The following is a 15736-nucleotide window of genomic DNA, read 5'->3' as shown; positions in this document are numbered from 1 at the left end:
TAAGCGCAGCGTCGTCGTGCTACCACCGGCCGCCCGGCTCACCCGCAGCCAGGACTTCGGCCTGGTGGTCCGCCGAGGCCGCCGCGCCGGACGACCCCGGTTGGTCGTCCACGTCTTGAAGCCTGACGTGCCCACCTTGGATTCGTCCAAGGTGGGCTTCGTCGTGAGCAAGGCAGTGGGCAACTCGGTGGTCCGCCACCGTGTTTACAGGCGCCTGCGCCACGTGGTGCGTCCCGCGCTCGCAGAGATGCCGCCGGGAACTCTCGTCGTGGTCCGGGCGTTGGCTCCAGCAGCCGAGGCGTCGAGTTCCGAGCTCGCCGCCGATTTCTCTTCTGCCCTGCGCAAGGTGCTGCGATGACCACGTTGCCCGCGAAGGTCGCGCTGCTGCCGGTGCACTTCTACCGGAAGTTCATCTCGCCGCTGCTGCCGCCGACATGCCGCTTCTACCCGAGTTGCAGTGCGTACGCGGTGGAAGCCCTGACAGTCCACGGCGCACTTCGAGGAACCTGGCTGACCATCCGCCGGTTGCTGCGCTGCGGACCCTGGCACCCTGGAGGCCTGGACCCCGTTCCGCCGAGGCGGCAGGTCCCCGACGTATCCACCGAGGAGTAGCTCCCGTGCTCAACTTCATCTACTACCCGGTGTCCTTCATCTTGTGGTGTTGGCACTGGGTGTTCGGCAAGGTCTTCGGTGAGTCGAGCGGCTTCGCCTGGGCACTGGCCGTGATCTTCCTGGTCTTCACCCTCCGCGCCATCCTCTTCAAGCCGTTCGTCGGCCAGGTGCGCTCCATGCGAAAGATGCAGGAGTTCGCGCCGGAGATGCAGAAGATCAAGAAGAAGTACCCGAACGACCGCCAGCGCCAGGCGCAGGAGATGCAGAAGCTGCAGTCCGAGCACGGCGTCAACCCGCTCGGCGGCTGCCTGCCGATGCTGGTGCAGATCCCGGTGTTCATCGGTCTGTTCCACGTGCTGCGCTCGTTCAAGCCCGGCTGGGGCGAGGTCTACTTCTTCGACAAGCAGGGCGTCGACTCGTTCGTCAACGCCAAGCTCTTCGGCACGAACCTCTCGACGTTCATCACGATGCCGAGCGACCAGCTGGCCCAGTACGGCACCGAGCGCCTGAACGTCATCCTGCTGTCGGTGCCGCTGATGATCGTGGCGTCCATCGCGACCCACTTCACGGCCCGCCACTCGGTCGCCCGCCAGAACCAGGCCGCGCTGGACAACCCGCAGACGGCCATCATGAACAAGCTGACGCTCTGGATCTTCCCCCTGGGCGTCCTGGCCGGTGGCTTCTTCTTCCCCGTCGCGATCCTGCTGTACTGGCTGTCCAACAACGCGTGGACCCTCGGCCAGCAGCACTTCGTCTACAAGCGCATCGACTCCGAGGAAGAGGAGAAGAAGGCCACGGTCGTCGAGACCCGTCAGGCCCTCGCTCCGAAGCCGGGCGCGAAGCCGATCAACCCGAAGAAGCCCGCCCCCGGAGCCAAGCCGGCCAACGGCGCCAAGCGCATGCCGACCGCAGGCCCGGGCGGAGCACCGAAGGCTTCGACGGACGCCGCCAACGGCAACGCGAACACCGAGATCCCCGGCCTGACCCCAGGCCGATCCACCAGCAAGAAGCCGGGCAGCAAGAAGCGCCGCTGATTTCGGGCGTTGCCCCGGAGAGGAGACATCGTGTCGGAGACCTTGCAGGCGACCGACGACGTGGAGGCGTCGTCGGAGGCCGCGGCCGAGTCCGAGAACACGGCCGAGCCGCAGTCGCAGAGCAAGACCGAGGACCTGCTCGTCCAGGAAGGCGACATCGCAGGCGACTACCTCGAGCGCCTGCTCGACCTGCTCGACTACGACGGCGACATCGACCTGGACGTGGAAAGCGGCCGGGCCATCGTCAGCATCGACGGCGGCGAGGACCTCGCCAAGCTGGTGGGCCCCCGAGGCAACGTCCTCGAGTCGCTCCAGGAACTCACCCGCCTGGCAGTCCAGCAGGAAACGGGAGTCCGCTCCCGCCTCATGCTGGACATCGCCCAGTGGCGAGCCGGCCGCCGAGCAGAACTGGCGGAAATGGGCCGCACCACCGCAGAGAAGGTGGCCGCCTCAGGCGAACGCGCCCGCCTGCACCCCATGACCCCGTTCGAGCGCAAGGTCGTCCACGACGCCGTCGCCACGGTCGCGGGCGTGCACAGCGAAAGCGAAGGCGAGGAGCCGCAGCGCCGGGTCATCATCTTCGCGAAGCCCTGACAGCTTCCGCACTCCACGGCCCCTGGTTCCACCGGAACCAGGGGCCGTTCGCTGTCCAGGACCAGAACAAGCAAGGAGCCAAAACCGAGCACGGCTTCAACCCAGACCGAACAGCCCCGCCAACGCGAACGATCTAGGGGCCAGCAGACACGCAAGCCGCATCCGGTAGCGACATGTCGACACGACCCAACGCGCCGCCTCGGAGGGCTCGTCCCGCCGTCGCCCTCCGCACACCGAGGCAACGGCAAAGCCGAGCCCAGCACAACCGAAGCGCGCCCTCCGCAACCTGAGGACAAAGCAAGGACGAGGCAAGGGGCGCCCGCGGCGACGGCAGAGCAGAGCAGAGCAGTCTCTCCGCACCCGAAGGGAAACGGCGAGCCGAACCACTCGAGCCCGCACGGCAACGACTGAGCGGACGCCTCCGGCACGCGCGAACGGCAACGACGGAGCCGGGTAACCGTGGGACGCACAGGCAACGGCGGAGCCAAGCAACCGAGTCGCCGGCGGCGGAGCAGACGCGTCCTTCGCGCATAACGGGCGATGGCGGAGCCGGTCCCCCGTCCCGTGCACGGCAATGGCGAAGCCGAGTCACCCAGCCTCTCAACGCAATGGCGGAGCCAAGGCGTCCCTCCACACGCAAGGGACGGCGAAGCCGCCCTCCCGCTCAACACAACGACGGAGCCGAGCGACTGTGGGGGCCGCCACGGCGGCGGCGGTTCCGAACAGCCGAGTTGCCAACCGCGATGGCAGGACTGAGATGTCCCTCGACGAGAGAAGGGCGCCAGCGGAGCCGGGCCACCCCTGTCGCCGCGCCAATAACGGAGTCGAAGGATCCCTCCGCACCGAAGGGCGACGGCGGAGCCAACCACTCTCCCGCTCAACGCAACGGCGGAGCCGAGGCGTCCCTCCAGACGTGCAGGGCAACGGCGAAGCCGAGCCGCCCTGCCGCCAGAGGCAATGGCGAAGCCGAGGCGTGTGAACTAGGGCCTGCCGTGTGAGCGGTGGTGACGCAACCCCGACGGCGATTGGGGCTTGACCTTGAGGGGGCGGGATGCTCCCCTCATGGGCACGGCCGGGCGCTTTTCAGCCCGGCCTTTTCCGGCCGTTCAAGCATCCCGCCAGAGGCTCAAGGTCAAGCCCCAATCGCTATCGACGCGCAGCGGCGATGACCCGCACCGGCTCGGTACTGCCCGACCAGCCACCCTCGCAAGGCGACCGCTCGCACGGCAGGTGACCACCCCGCTGGAACCGGCGCCAGCCAACGCAAGCCAACCCGCGCGGCGCCCCCTGCAAAAGCGTCCGCGTGTTCCACGTGAAACACCTACCCCCGCCCCTCCCACCAAGCAGCCAACCACTCCCCCTGCTCAACCGTGTCCGGCACCACCCGCCCCCGAGCCGCCGAAATCAACCCCCAAGCCTCCCCAGGCGAAACCCCATCCATCCCCAACAACAACCCAGCCAACAACGAAGACCGCCCCACCCCAGCCCAACAGTGGAACACCACATGCGCCCCACCCAGATAAAGCGAGTGGAGCGGAGCAACCACCCCAACAGCCACCCGAACATCCGGCACAGCCCGATCCGGAATCGGCAGGCACACGTACTGAATCCCAGCCGCGACCACCACCCGCTCCTCATCCACCAGATCGCACTCGACCCGCTCCTCATCGGTCTGAGCCGACACGAGCACATCAACCCCAGCCGAACGCAGCCCGCGCACCTTGCCCTCCAGCAAGCGCCCGCCGGCCGGATGACCCATCGTCGAAACCTTCCCCGGACCAGGCCGGGCAACGGTGTAGAGCGTCGGATGCAACTTTCCCCCAAGTTTCACGTGAAACGGCGCTCAGGATTTGGCGCCGCACACGGTCGATCCGTCATGATGGTGCCCTGGCATTCGCCAGCTTTTCCACCGGCCGCTGGGACACCGCGCCGCGTGGTTTCACGTGAAACGCGGACGGAGAACATGGCCGGGGAGTTGCCCGACAGCGCGAAGCTCGTCTTCGGTGAGCACGTTGAGCGTGCCGCTGAGTTTGTCCGGCTCCTGGAGGAGCACGGCGTCGAGCGCGGACTCATCGGTCCTCGCGAAGTCGACAAGATTTGGGATCGGCACGTGCTCAACTCGGCGGTGATCGAGGAGCTGTTCCAGCCCAACGAGCGCGTCGTCGACGTGGGTTCGGGCGCCGGGTTGCCGGGGGTACCGCTCGCCATTGCGCGGCCTGACCTGAGGATCACGCTTCTCGAGCCGATGGCGCGCCGCATCGCGTGGCTCGAGGAAGTGAAGGAACGGCTCCAGCTCGACAACGTGACGGTCCTCCGGGGACGCGCGGAGGAAGGGCCGATCCGCAAGCAGTTGTTGAACTGCGACGCCGCGACGGCTCGGGCGGTGGCTCCGTTGGAGAAGCTGACGAAGTGGTGCCTTCCGCTTCTCCGGGGCGGCGGGCGGATGGTGGCGCTCAAGGGCGAGCGCGCGCAGGAGGAGCTTGAACGCGACGGCGAAGCGGTGCTCAAAGCAGGGGGCGCCAACGCACACGTCGTCGTCGTGGGAGCGGATGTACTTGAGGTGCCTACGACGGTGCTCATCGTGGAGCGCCAGACGCGGAGGGATCGGTGAGCGTGTACCCGGAGTTCCAAGCAGCCGATGTTCCACGTGAAACGAAACCCTCCCAACCCAAAGCGAAGCCGACCAACAACGGAGATGACAGCGCCGTGGTGTGGACCCCGATTGCAGAAGAGGCGGCTCGTGCGGCAAGCGTGCTGCACCCCGACGAGTCACTGCTCCCCCGCCCGACCCATCGCCGGGTGATGACCGTCGCCAACCAGAAGGGTGGCGTCGGCAAGACGACGAGCACGGTGAACCTCGCGGCCGCGCTCGCCATTCACGGACTCAAGACGCTCGTGATCGACCTCGACCCGCAGGGCAACGCCAGCACGGCGCTCTCCGTCGAGCACCGCAGCGGCACGCCGAGCGTCTACGAGGTGCTGCTCGGCGAGATCTCCATCGCCGAGGCGGCTCAGGTCAGCCCGACGTCACCGAACCTCTTCTGCGTGCCGGCGACGATCGACCTCGCGGGCGCCGAGATCGAGCTCGTCTCGATGGTGGCGCGCGAGTCGCGGCTCAAGGAGGCGCTCTCCTCCGAGGCGCTCGACCAGCTGCAGCCGGACTACGTCTTCATCGACTGCCCGCCGAGCCTCGGTCTGCTGACCGTCAACGCGATGGTCGCGGCGCAGGAGGTGCTGATCCCCATCCAGTGCGAGTACTACGCGCTGGAGGGACTGAGCCAGCTGATCCGCAACATCGAGCTCGTGCAGCAGCACCTCAACCCCGACCTCGCGATCTCCACGATCCTCCTCACGATGTACGACGGGCGCACGAAGCTCGCCGACCAGGTGACCAGTGAGGTGCGCGGCCACTTCGGCGACGTCGCCCTGCGGACGGTCATCCCGCGCAGCGTGAAGGTCTCCGAGGCGCCAGGATTCGGGCAGACGGTGCTGACGTACGACCCGGGCTCGCGCGGGTCGATGAGTTACCTCGACGCCGCCAAGGAGATCGCGATCCGCGGGGCCAAGAAGGAGGGCGCATGACGGAGCAGCGCAAGGGCGGGCTCGGGCGCGGTCTGGCCGCACTCATCCCGCAGGGTCCGCCGGCCGGTGCGCCGAGCACGATCCGGCCCGCGATGGGCGGAAACGGGTCCCCCAAGACCCAGGTCCAGCAGCCTGCCGGTGAGGTCGCGGGTGCCATCTACCGCGAGATCGCGGTCACGGCGATCAGGACCAACGCCAAGCAGCCGCGCCAGGTGTTCGACCAGGATGCGATCGACGAGCTCTCGTTCTCCATCAAGGAGTTCGGGCTCATGCAGCCGATCGTGGTCCGAGAGCTGACCGCGGACACCTTCGAGCTCGTCATGGGCGAGCGCCGGTGGCGGGCCACGCAGCAGGCCGGGCTCAAGACGATCCCGGCGATCGTGCGGCAGACCGCCGACGACGTCATGCTGCGCGACGCGCTGCTGGAGAACATCCACCGCGTCCAGCTCAACCCGCTCGAAGAGGCGGCGGCGTACCAGCAGCTGCTGGAGGAGTTCGGTGTCACGCACGAGGAGCTGGCGGACCGCATCGGTCGCAGTCGCCCCGTCGTCACGAACACCATCCGGCTGCTGAAGCTCCCCCTCCCCGTTCAGCGACGGGTGGCGGCGGGCGTGCTGAGCGCCGGCCACGCGCGCGCACTTCTCGGTCTGGACGACGCGGGAGCGCAGGAAGACCTCGCGGCACGGATCATCGCCGAGGGCATGTCGGTTCGCGCGACCGAGGAAGCGGTGACTCTCGCCAAGAACGAGAAGCCCAAGAAGGAGAAGGCCGCGCCGCGCAAGCAGCTGCACGCGCCCGGTCTGCAGGAGCTCGCCGAGCGCCTCTCGGACAACTTCGACACCCGCGTGAAGGTCGAACTCGGGCAGCGAAAAGGCCGAATTGTCGTCGAATTCGGCTCAGTTGATGATCTTCAAAGGATCATCGGCATGATGAGCCCAGAAACGACAATTCGGACATCGGAGTAGGCCCATAGGATCACCCACGGGCCTTATGTCACGGTGACGATGACGCCCCGCATCCAATCGGATACGGGGCGTCACCTATGAGAAGAGATCAACGAGCGACAGCGCGCTCGATCAAACCGGCGTAGATCTCGCCCAACGACTTCCCCGCGGCCTCGACGGCCATCGGCAGAAGCGACGTCTCGGTCAGTCCCGGCGACACGTTCACTTCGAGGAAGTACACGGTCCCGTCCTCCGCCACGATGGCGTCGGTCCGCGACACGTCCCGCAGCCCGAGCAGCCGGTGCGCCGCCACCGCGAGCTCCCCCACCGCCTTGGCCGATGCCGCGTCCAACCGAGCCGGCGCGTGGAAGTCCGTCAGCCCCGCGGTGTACCGAGCGGTGTAGTCGTAGACCCCGGTCTCCGGAACGATCTCGACGGCAGGCAGCGCGTAGGGACCCTCCGGGCCGTCGACCACCGCGACCGCCACCTCCACCCCGGAGATGAACTGCTCGGCCAGCACGGTGTCCCCGTAGGCCAGGCAGCCGACCATCGCCGGCGGCAGCTCCGCGGCGTCACGGACGACCTGGGCGCCCAGCGCCGAGCCACCCTGGTCGGGCTTCAGCATCAACGGCAGTCCCAGCGTCGAGACCATCGCGTCGAGCACCGGCTTGGCACCCAGCTCCCGGAACGTCGCGTGCGGCAGGACCACCCACTCCGGCGTCGCCAGCCCGGCACGGGCGAGCTCGGCCTTCGCGGTCGGCTTGTCCCAGGCCCGCCGGCACGCCCGCGAGTCCGTGCCCACGTACGGCACGCCGAACATCTCGAGGATCGCCTGAACCGACCCGTTCTCACCCTCGCCACCGTGCAGCGCGACGACGACGGCGTCCGGCCGGTCGTCCCGCAACCGCGTCAGCAACGACGAGTCGGCGTCCCACTCCTCCACCGTCACGCCCACGGACCGCAGGGCGGCCGACAGGCGTCGGCCGGAGCGGATCGAGACTTCACGTTCGTGGGACAGCCCACCGGACAGCACAGCGACCATGCGGTCAGCCACAGCAGAACTCCAAGGATCAGGCGGTGTCGGGCGACGGGGTCTGCGGACCGGACAGCTGACGGCCCGGCGTCGCCCCGAAGGTCGCGGCCAGCTGCACTTCTTCCTCGATGACGTTCGCCAGGCGGCGGACGCCCTCGCGGATGCGTTCCGGCGTCGGGTAGCAGTACGAGATCCGCAACTGGCGGGAGCCGAAGCCGTCCGCGTAGAAGCCGGTGCCGGACGCGTACGCCACGCGGGCAGTCACGGCGCGGGGCAGCATCGCCTTCGTGTCGATGCCCTCCGGCACCGTCACCCAGACGTAGAAGCCGCCATCCGGAATGTTCCACGTGGAACCTTGCGGCATGTGCTGTTCGAGAGCGGAGATCGCCGCGTCCCGGCGTTCTCGGTAGGCCTCGCGGTAGGTCTTGATCTGGCCCTTCCAGTCCTGCGTCGACAGGTACCGGGACACGACCATCTGGTTCAGCGTCGGCGGGCACAGCGTGGCCGACTCGGCCGCCAGGACCAGCTTCTCCCGGACGGCGTGCGGCGCCAGCACCCAGCCGACGCGCAGACCGGCCGCGAACGTCTTCGAGAACGACCCGAGGTACACGACGTTGTCCGGGTCCATCGACCGCAGCGCCGGGTAGGTCTGCCCGTCGAACCCGAGCAGCCCGTACGGGTTGTCCTCCACGACCAGCACGCCGTAGGTCCGGCAGATCTCCAGGATCTCGGCCCGTCGCGACACCGCCAGCGTCACGCCGGCCGGGTTGTGGAAGTTCGGGATCGTGTAGAGGAACTTGACCCGCTGACCGTTGCGCTTGCAGGCCTCGAGGGCCTCCCGCAGCAACGAGGGCACGAGCCCGTCGGCGTCCATCGCCACGTGCACGACCTGCGCCTGGTAGGCGGTGAACGACCCGAGAGCGCCCACGTAGGAGGGCCCTTCGGCGATGACGACGTCACCGGGGTCGCAGAAGATCCGGGTGACCATGTCGAGGCCCATCTGCGAGCCCACGGTCACCACCACGTCGTCCGGGTGGCCGTTGATGCCTTCCAGCGCCATCACGTCGCAGATCTGCTCGCGCAACGTCGGAACACCGTGCGCCGATCCGTACTGCAGGGCCACCAGGCCCTCGGTGGCCACGAGCTGACCGATCTCCGCGGACAGCGACTCCAGGGGCAGAGCGGCCAGGTGGGGCATGCCGCCGGCCAGCGATACGACCTCGGGACGGGACGCGACTGCGAAAAGTGCCCGGATCTCGGATGCCGTCATCCCTGCCGTGCGCGCTGCGTAGCGGCGGAGGTGGGGGTCAAGGCTTCTGGGGCCCTGCTTCGCGGGCTGTCCGGGCACAGTCATGTGGGACTCCTGTATAGGAAATGTCCCGAGCGAGTGTAACCGTCGTCCCGTTCAGGGCACGCGCCTTCCGGGTTCCGTCACATTCGCCTACCCTCGTATGGGTTCGCTGTGTGTGTTAACGGGTGGAGGTCGGGGTGTCCCGTCGCGTCGTGGGCGTCACGCTGGACAACCTGGAGCATCTCTCCAAGCACAGCAGGACGTGCGTTTTCTGGGAATTGGCCCCTCACCTGCGCGAACAGGCTGAGGAATACGGCGACACGGAATTCGAGAAGGAAGCCTGGGTCTCCAGCGTCCTGCTCGAGTGGGGTTCGTGCGGCCGCATCATCTACTGCGACGGCATCCCCGCTGGTTCGGTCTTCTACGCACCGCCGGCGGCCGTTCCGCGCAGCTCCGCCTTCCCGACGTCCCCGGTGAGCCCGGACGCGGTCCTCATGACGTCGCTGGACGTCCTCCCGGAGTTCCGAGGGGGCGGGCTCGCGCGAGTCCTCGTGCAGGCCGTGGCGAAGGACCTGACGCGTCGTGGCGTGAAGGCCATCGAGGCGTTCGGCGACATGCGCCCGGACGACGAAGGGGCCAGTTGCGTCACGCCGGCCGACTTCCTCACGAGCGTCGGCTTCAAGACCGTGCGGCCGCACCCGCGCTGGCCCCGGTTGCGGATGGAGCTCCGCAGCTCCATCACCTGGAAGGAAGACGTGGAGGCCGCTCTCGAACGGCTCCTCAACAGCGTCACCGTCTCCACCGCGGAACCCAGCTTCCGCCCGGTCTGAGACAGCGAAAAGGCCCCCTCGCCGAAGCGGAGGGGGCCTTTTTCGTCAGATCGTCAGCCCTTGGCCATCTCGTAGCGCAGCAGGTCGTTGAACGTGAACGTGCCCGTCGGCTGGTCGTCCTTGCCGAGCAGGTAGAGACGCTTCACGGCCACGAGGATCCCCTCGGCCACGATGTCGCGGAACCCCGGGGTCGCCAGGCGCGCGCGGTCCTCCGCGTTCGTCAGGTAGCCCACCTCGACGCGGACGGCTGTGCAGCGGGTGAGCCGCAGCAGGTCCCACGTCTTCGGGTGCGAACCGCAGTTCGACATCGTCGTGCGGGCGGTGACCTCGCGCTGGATGAACCCGGCCAACGCCTCACCGACCGTGGACGACGTGCCGTTGCCGGTGCCGTAGTGGAACGTCGCCACGCCCTGCGCGTTCGGCGACGAGTTGCCGTCGATGTGCAGCGACAGGATCAGGTCGGCGCCCGCCTCGTTCGCGAACCGGGCGCGCTCGCTCTCGTCCGGGCAGTTGTCCGGCCCGCGCGTGAGCAGCGCCTCCATGCCGGTGGCGGCCATCTTGCCTTCGAGGCGGCGGGCCAGGTCCAGCATCAGGTCGGCCTCGGACAGCCCGTCCACGACCACACCGCGGTCCTGGCCGCCGTGGCCGGGGTCGATGACGATCCGCTTGCCGGACAGGCGGGAACCGGCACCGCGGAGTTTTTCCTGTTCACGAAGCAGTTGCGGACGGCCGCCGCGGACCTTCGGCTGGAGCTGACGCAACGCGCGCACGGTGTCCGGACCGCACATGCCGTCCACGATCAGCCCGTAGTCGCGCTGGAAGTTCTTCAGCGCCTGTTCGGTCTGCTGGCCGAACACGCCGTTGGCGCGGCCGGCGTCGTAGCCGAGCTCCAACATGCGTTCCTGCAGGGCGAGCACGTCGTCGCCGGTCGTCGGTTGCGACATCAGGAACGCGAGCGGCCGGTCCCCCAACCGGAACGTCGCGTCACGCAGCGAACGGTAGGTCGCCGGGCCGACGATGCCATCGATGATCAGCCCCCGCTGCTGCTGGAACGCGCGCACTGCGTGCTCGACCTGCTGGTCGAACACCGGCGGCGCCTGTGGGTCGGCCGGCGGAAGCAGTCCGAGCCTGGTCAGGGTCGACCGGATCTCGGCAACATCACTTCCGACGTCCCCGCGGCGGAGCAGCTGCATGCACCCTCGCTCGACTAGGGCGCCGAACCTGGTCGGCGCGTCAGTTGGGAAGTCTTCATTGTGCCCTGCTGCGCTAAGTGATCGATGCAGGGCTGCTCACTGGTGAGCCGAGGTCACGTTCCCGGCCACCAAAACGAACGTGACCCGCTCGTCTTATCGATAGACGGGCGGGTCACGTTGCGCGTTGCAAAGAACTTCTCGTCCTCCGCGACTGCTCGGCTCAGGCCAGGACTTCCGACAGGTCGTTCAGCAGCGCGGCCTTGGGCTTCGCGCCGACGATCTGCTTCACCGGACGACCGCCCTGGAACAGGATCAGCGTCGGCACGGACATGATCTGGTAGTCGCGGGCGATCGACGGGTTGGCGTCGATGTCGACCTTGGCGATGGTGATCTTCTCGCCGTGCTCGGCCGCGATCTCCTCCAGCACCGGGGCAACCATCTTGCACGGGCCGCACCAGGTCGCCCAGAAGTCGACCAGAACGGGCTTCTCGCTGGTCAGCACGTCGTCCGCGAACGACTTGTCGGTCACCGTGACGGTGGCGCCTGCCATGTTGATCTCCCTAAAAGACTCGCAGAAGGAACTTCAGTTGCTCTTGCCGTAGCCGCCACCGACGGCCTCGGCAGCGATCTCGGCCTGCTCGGTGCCGTGCTCGGCGAGCCACCGCTCCGCGTCGATCGCAGCGCTGCAACCGGAGCCGGCGGCGGTGATCGCCTGACGGTATTCGTGGTCGACCAGGTCGCCGGCGGCGAACACGCCGTCCAGGTTCGTGTACGAGGACTTGCCCTTGGTCAGGACGTAGCCCTCCGCGTCGAGGTCGACCTGGCCCTTGACCAGAGCCGAGCGCGGGTCGTGGCCGATCGCGAGGAAGAAACCGGTGACGGGCAGCTCGGACTCGGCGCCGGTCTGAGTGTCCTTGATCTTGATCGACGACACGGTGCCGTCACCCAGCACGTCGGTGACCTGCGTGTTCAGCTGCCACTTGATCTTCTCGTTGGCGCGGGCGCGCTCCAGCATGACCTTCGAGGCGCGGAACTCCTCGCGGCGGTGGATGACCGTCACGGACTTGGCGAAGCGCGTGAGGAAGGTCGCCTCCTCCATGGCCGTGTCGCCGCCGCCGACCACCGCGATGTCGTGGTCGCGGAAGAAGAAACCGTCGCAGGTCGCACAGGCGGACACACCGCGGCCGAGCAGCTCCTGCTCGCCGGGGATGTTCAGGTACCGGGCCGCGGCACCCATCGCGAGGATGACGGCCTTGGCCTCGTACTCGACGCCGTTCGCGACGACCTTCTTGATCTCACCGGTCAGCTCGACCGACTCGACGTCCTCGGCGCGCAGCTCGGCGCCGAAGCGGATGGCCTGCTCGCGCATCTGCTCCATGAGCTCGGGGCCCATGATGCCGTCGCGGAAGCCCGGGTAGTTCTCGACCTCGGTCGTCGTCATGAGGGCGCCGCCGTACTGCGAACCCTCGAAGACCAGGGGCTCCAGCTGCGCGCGTGCCGCGTAGACCGCCGCGGTGTAGCCCGCCGGTCCCGATCCAATGATGATCACGTTGCGCACGCTCACGGCTCTGCAACTCCTCGATCTCGTCGTCTGACTGGCTCAACGGATCGTAGGTGCAGCTAATTCCGTGACTTGAACGACTACCTCTGGCCCACGGTCGTGTCCGCGAGAACGCCCTCCGGCTTGTCCGGTCCGCAGGTGGCGGGATCCAGCACGACCAGCCGGTACTTGCCGAGGCCGGCGGGCAGGATCGCCATGACGGCGGACTTGCCCTCCAGTTCGACCGGGCTGATGCCGAGCGGGTTGCCCGAGCTGGTGATGCCGCCGCCCTTCAGGCAGCCGGCCAACCGGTCGGGCGTCTCCAGCGGGCCGTAGTTCTGCGCTTTCAGCACTTCACCGACGGCGGAGCCCAGTTCGTCGCGCTTGAGGGCGAGCGGAGGCGCCGCGGACGGCTTGGTGGTCTGCGCGGGCGCGGCGTCGTTCGCGGGCGGCTGCTGCGTGCCCGGCGACACGGCCAGCACGATGCCGAACGCGGCCGCCGCGGCGACGAGCACTCCGGCACCGCCCATGCCGAGCCGGCGGTTGCGGCGCTTGCGGGCGTCGTTCAGCGACACGACCGGCGCGATGCCGGGACGGGCCTCCGCGGCCAGCGCGGCGTCGATGCGCGCGGCCACGTGGTCGGGCATCGGGACGGGCGGCAGCGAGTGGAGGTCCTCCAGCGTGGCGTCGAGCGCCCGGAGGATCTCACTGGCCTCGGCATCCGCCTCGACCCTCGGACGCAGCTGTGCGGCGACCTCAGGGGGCAGCACGCCCGCGTGCAGGTCCGCGATGAGGTCAACAGACCACGGCGGACCCATCGGCACGCGCTCCATGCCGGTCATCGGCCCTCCCACTGACGTTGCTCTTGCACATTCACACCGTCAGCTGGGACGTTCGCATCTGCGATTCGGTTCCTGAGGTGCCCGAGAACTTTGGCCAGCTTGGCGCGACCCCGCGCACACCGGCTCTTGACCGTGCCCTCCGCGATGCCCAGGAGCTGCGCCGTTTCGGCGACCGAATACCCCTCGACGTCGACCAGCACGATGGGCGCCCGCTGCTCTTCCGGCAGCTCCATCAACGCCTGCTGCACCATGAGGCTGGTCTCGCGGTCGCTCATCGCGTCGCGAGGCGCGACGGGTTCGCCGGGACCGGCCTCGGGCAACGGCACTGTCGGTCTTGTTTGTCGGCGTCTCATCCGGTCGAGACACGCGTTGACCACGATCCGGTGAAGCCAGGTGGTGACCTGTGACTCCGCGCGGAACGTCGACGCCGCCCGGAAGGCCGAGATGAACGCCTCCTGCAGCGCGTCCGCGGCCTCTTCGGGGTCACGCAGCGTGCGCAACGCCACCGCCCACATCCGGTCTCGGTGCCGTTTGACCAGCTCCGAAAACGCGTAGGGGTCACCTGCGGCGTGGGCCGAGATGAGATCGGCGTCCGAGCTGGCTGCGGCGGTCACGGGAGGAACTTTAGCGAGGGTGATCACAGATCACCCGGACAGGTCTACCCGGAGTGCGCACGTAGTTCTACTCGGTGTCCTACTGCGCTCGCGTGTAGACGATCTCGCGGACCTCGGACTGGTTCTTGCCGCCGCCGGAGCTCGTGAGCTGCGTGATCCAGATCAGGACGTGACCGGTCGGGTCGTGGTCGTTGAGCTGGATCTGCGTCTGCCCGTCGGACAGGTCGGCGACACCGATGACCTTGGTCTCCTCGAGCGGCGCGTCCAGCGCGGACGCGGACCTGATCTCGACGTGCGTGCCCTTGCTGGGCGAGGTGATGGTGATCGAGGCCAGCTTCACCGGCTCCGCGAACGAGGCCATCAGCCCTATGCCCGGCTTCAGCGTCGGGAACGGCTGGAAGTAGTTGTCGGTCCGCCAGAACGTGCCCGCGTTGTTGTCGGCGGCCCGGCTCGCCTGGTTCGGGTTGTCGGGCTGGTTCGTCACGTCGTAGACGCCGATGGCGGCCGGCTGCACCGGCCCGGCGGGCGCGGGCGGAGGCGCGCTCTGGCCGTTCGATCCCGGCTGGTTGATCACCACGGTCGGGCCGCCGCCCTTGGACGGCTCGTCGCTGAAGAACCCGACGATCTGCACGCTCAGCCAGACGATCACGGTCAGCGTGGCCACGGCGAGCACGCCGACGCTGATCCACAGCTTCTTCTTCTGCTGCTTGTCCTGCCTCGGGCGCTGGGTCGTCCACACGACCTGGTCGTCGTCGTCGCGGGTCGACGCCACGGCCGGGATCAGCGCGGTCTGGGCTTCCTCGGCCGCGATCTGGTCGAGGACCTGCAGGATCGCGGCGGACGTGCGGATGCCGCCCACCGAGGTGTCCTCCAGCGAGCGCACCGCGACGGACGACAGGTCGTGCGGCAGGTACGGGTGCAGCGCGTTCGGGGCGACCACGGACCCGTCCGGCCCGGTCGGTGCGACCGGCACGCCCTGGGGGCCGCCCGGCAGTGCCCACCGGCCGGTGAGCAGCAGGTACAGGATCGCGCCGAGGCCCTTGACGTCGTCGCGCGCGATCGCGTCCGGCCGCGGGCCGGGGAACGCGAGGCGCAGGCGGCCGTCGGAGGTGACCCGGATGCGCTGCGGGTGGTCGGCGCCCAGCACGAGGCCGGCGTGGTGCGCGCCCTCGATGGCGGCGCCCAGCGGTTCGAGCAGGCGGGTCGCGGCGCCCGCGGGCAGCGGGCCCTCCGCGATGAGGTCCATCAGGTCGGTGCCCTGGGTCCACTCGGCGATGACGATGCCGAGGATGCCCTCGTCGGGACGGATGCCGGTGCCGGGCGTGAGCACGTCGATCACCCTGGACACGCCGGGGTGCGTGAACGACGCCGCGTGCATCGCCCGTTCGACCGTTCGGCGGGCGCGGGCGGCCGCGTCGTTGTCCGCGAGATCGCCCAGCAGCACCGTCAGCGCCACGTCCCGGTTGAGCTGACCGTCCCGCGCGCGCCACAGCTCCGCGTTGGACCGCGCGTCCGCTCCGGATTTCGCGAGCAGCCGGTAGCGGCCGTTGCCGATGACGCCCCCGGGATTCAGGGCGGCGTGAACTCCGCTACTCACGGAAACGAGGGTACGGGACAGCGGTCACGG

The 15736-nt window shown here is 68.5% G+C and carries 17 protein-coding genes; 8 read left to right on the top strand and 9 right to left on the bottom strand.

Annotation, left to right across the window (positions count from 1 at the left end):
- Positions 1-16 precede the first annotated feature (16 nt).
- Genes rnpA through ORI60_RS09200 form a run of 4 tightly spaced genes read left to right on the top strand, consistent with a single transcriptional unit; the run spans position 17 to position 2240 of the window.
- Positions 17-358 carry a ribonuclease P protein component gene (gene rnpA, locus ORI60_RS09215; RefSeq protein WP_090006634.1) on the top strand — a complete coding sequence of 114 codons (342 nt, stop codon included), beginning with the start codon at positions 17-19 and terminating at the stop codon, positions 356-358.
- The gene (gene yidD, locus ORI60_RS09210; RefSeq protein WP_030480223.1) at positions 355-612 is read left to right on the top strand and encodes a membrane protein insertion efficiency factor YidD; all 258 of its coding nucleotides are present in this window, start codon (positions 355-357) and stop codon (positions 610-612) included. The genes rnpA and yidD overlap by 4 nt, the downstream gene beginning before the upstream one ends.
- A 5-nt stretch (positions 613-617) precedes the next feature.
- The gene (gene yidC, locus ORI60_RS09205; RefSeq protein WP_266036332.1) at positions 618-1646 is read left to right on the top strand and encodes a membrane protein insertase YidC; all 1029 of its coding nucleotides are present in this window, start codon (positions 618-620) and stop codon (positions 1644-1646) included.
- Positions 1647-1676: 30 nt separating this feature from the next.
- Complete coding sequence (locus ORI60_RS09200; protein WP_266036330.1) at positions 1677-2240, top strand: protein jag; 564 nt, start codon at positions 1677-1679, stop codon at positions 2238-2240.
- Positions 2241-3561: 1321 nt separating this feature from the next.
- Here ORI60_RS09200 and ORI60_RS09195 read toward each other — a convergent pair.
- A complete protein-coding gene (locus ORI60_RS09195; protein ID WP_266036329.1) occupies positions 3562-3999 on the bottom strand; it encodes a protein-tyrosine phosphatase family protein in 438 nt (145 codons plus the stop codon).
- Between the two features lie 204 nt (positions 4000-4203).
- Between ORI60_RS09195 and rsmG the strand changes: the two genes are divergently transcribed.
- The 3 genes from rsmG (at position 4204) to ORI60_RS09180 (ending at position 6787) form a co-directional block, all read left to right on the top strand.
- Complete coding sequence (rsmG, locus tag ORI60_RS09190; protein ID WP_266036327.1) at positions 4204-4851, top strand: 16S rRNA (guanine(527)-N(7))-methyltransferase RsmG; 648 nt, start codon at positions 4204-4206, stop codon at positions 4849-4851.
- Positions 4852-4946: 95 nt separating this feature from the next.
- Entirely contained in the window at positions 4947-5822 is an 876-nt protein-coding gene (locus ORI60_RS09185; protein WP_245983842.1) for a ParA family protein, read from the top strand.
- Positions 5819-6787 (top strand): ParB/RepB/Spo0J family partition protein, encoded by a 969-nt coding sequence (locus tag ORI60_RS09180; RefSeq protein ID WP_266036323.1) that lies wholly within the window; start codon positions 5819-5821, stop codon positions 6785-6787. Before ORI60_RS09185 ends, ORI60_RS09180 begins: the two co-directional genes overlap by 4 nt.
- An 88-nt stretch (positions 6788-6875) precedes the next feature.
- Here ORI60_RS09180 and ORI60_RS09175 read toward each other — a convergent pair whose 3' ends face one another.
- Both ORI60_RS09175 and ORI60_RS09170 read right to left on the bottom strand, forming a co-directional pair.
- A complete protein-coding gene (locus ORI60_RS09175; protein WP_266036321.1) occupies positions 6876-7820 on the bottom strand; it encodes a D-alanine--D-alanine ligase family protein in 945 nt (314 codons plus the stop codon).
- Positions 7821-7836: 16 nt separating this feature from the next.
- A complete protein-coding gene (locus ORI60_RS09170) occupies positions 7837-9153 on the bottom strand; it encodes a PLP-dependent aminotransferase family protein (protein ID WP_266036320.1) in 1317 nt (438 codons plus the stop codon).
- 134 nt (positions 9154-9287) lie between these two features.
- On the opposite strand from ORI60_RS09170, the gene ORI60_RS09165 reads away from it, so the two are divergent.
- A complete protein-coding gene (locus tag ORI60_RS09165) occupies positions 9288-9920 on the top strand; it encodes a GNAT family N-acetyltransferase (RefSeq protein ID WP_266036318.1) in 633 nt (210 codons plus the stop codon).
- A gap of 53 nt (positions 9921-9973) precedes the next feature.
- Here the strand turns inward: ORI60_RS09165 and ORI60_RS09160 are convergent, their stop codons facing one another.
- From ORI60_RS09160 to ORI60_RS09135, 6 genes are all read right to left on the bottom strand, one after another.
- Positions 9974-11113, bottom strand: coding sequence for an N-acetylmuramoyl-L-alanine amidase (locus tag ORI60_RS09160; RefSeq protein WP_266036316.1), 1140 nt, complete (start codon positions 11111-11113; stop codon positions 9974-9976).
- A 220-nt stretch (positions 11114-11333) separates the two neighbouring features.
- Entirely contained in the window at positions 11334-11663 is a 330-nt protein-coding gene (gene trxA, locus ORI60_RS09155) for a thioredoxin (protein WP_266036315.1), read from the bottom strand.
- A gap of 33 nt (positions 11664-11696) precedes the next feature.
- The gene (gene trxB / locus ORI60_RS09150; protein WP_266036314.1) at positions 11697-12677 is read right to left on the bottom strand and encodes a thioredoxin-disulfide reductase; all 981 of its coding nucleotides are present in this window, start codon (positions 12675-12677) and stop codon (positions 11697-11699) included.
- Positions 12678-12754: 77 nt separating this feature from the next.
- Positions 12755-13495, bottom strand: coding sequence for a hypothetical protein (locus ORI60_RS09145; RefSeq protein ID WP_266036312.1), 741 nt, complete (start codon positions 13493-13495; stop codon positions 12755-12757).
- Positions 13492-14109 (bottom strand): RNA polymerase sigma factor SigM, encoded by a 618-nt coding sequence (sigM, locus tag ORI60_RS09140; protein WP_266036310.1) that lies wholly within the window; start codon positions 14107-14109, stop codon positions 13492-13494. Before sigM ends, ORI60_RS09145 begins: the two co-directional genes overlap by 4 nt.
- A 79-nt stretch (positions 14110-14188) precedes the next feature.
- On the bottom strand, positions 14189-15706 hold the full coding sequence (locus ORI60_RS09135; RefSeq protein WP_266036308.1) for a protein kinase family protein: 1518 nt from the start codon (positions 15704-15706) through the stop codon (positions 14189-14191).
- Positions 15707-15736: the final 30 nt, after the last annotated feature.

The sequence above is a fragment of the Lentzea sp. NEAU-D7 genome, assembly GCF_026242055.1.
In the GTDB taxonomy this organism is placed as follows: domain Bacteria; phylum Actinomycetota; class Actinomycetes; order Mycobacteriales; family Pseudonocardiaceae; genus Lentzea.
The sequence above is the reverse complement of the archived record's forward strand: the minus strand, read 5'-3'. Positions and strand labels throughout refer to the sequence as shown.

Excerpts from the sequence above, each read along its gene's own strand:
- ORI60_RS09170 (WP_266036320.1), bottom strand. The coding sequence starts at position 9,153 with ATGACTGTGCCCGGACAGCCCGCGAAGCAGGGCCCCAGAAGCCTTGAC.
- ORI60_RS09180 (WP_266036323.1), top strand. The coding sequence starts at position 5,819 with ATGACGGAGCAGCGCAAGGGCGGGCTCGGGCGCGGTCTGGCCGCACTC.
- ORI60_RS09195 (WP_266036329.1), bottom strand. The coding sequence starts at position 3,999 with ATGGGTCATCCGGCCGGCGGGCGCTTGCTGGAGGGCAAGGTGCGCGGG.
- yidD (WP_030480223.1), top strand. The coding sequence starts at position 355 with ATGACCACGTTGCCCGCGAAGGTCGCGCTGCTGCCGGTGCACTTCTAC.
- ORI60_RS09160 (WP_266036316.1), bottom strand. The coding sequence starts at position 11,113 with ATGCAGCTGCTCCGCCGCGGGGACGTCGGAAGTGATGTTGCCGAGATC.
- ORI60_RS09145 (WP_266036312.1), bottom strand. The coding sequence starts at position 13,495 with ATGACCGGCATGGAGCGCGTGCCGATGGGTCCGCCGTGGTCTGTTGAC.
- rsmG (WP_266036327.1), top strand. The coding sequence starts at position 4,204 with ATGGCCGGGGAGTTGCCCGACAGCGCGAAGCTCGTCTTCGGTGAGCAC.
- trxA (WP_266036315.1), bottom strand. The coding sequence starts at position 11,663 with ATGGCAGGCGCCACCGTCACGGTGACCGACAAGTCGTTCGCGGACGAC.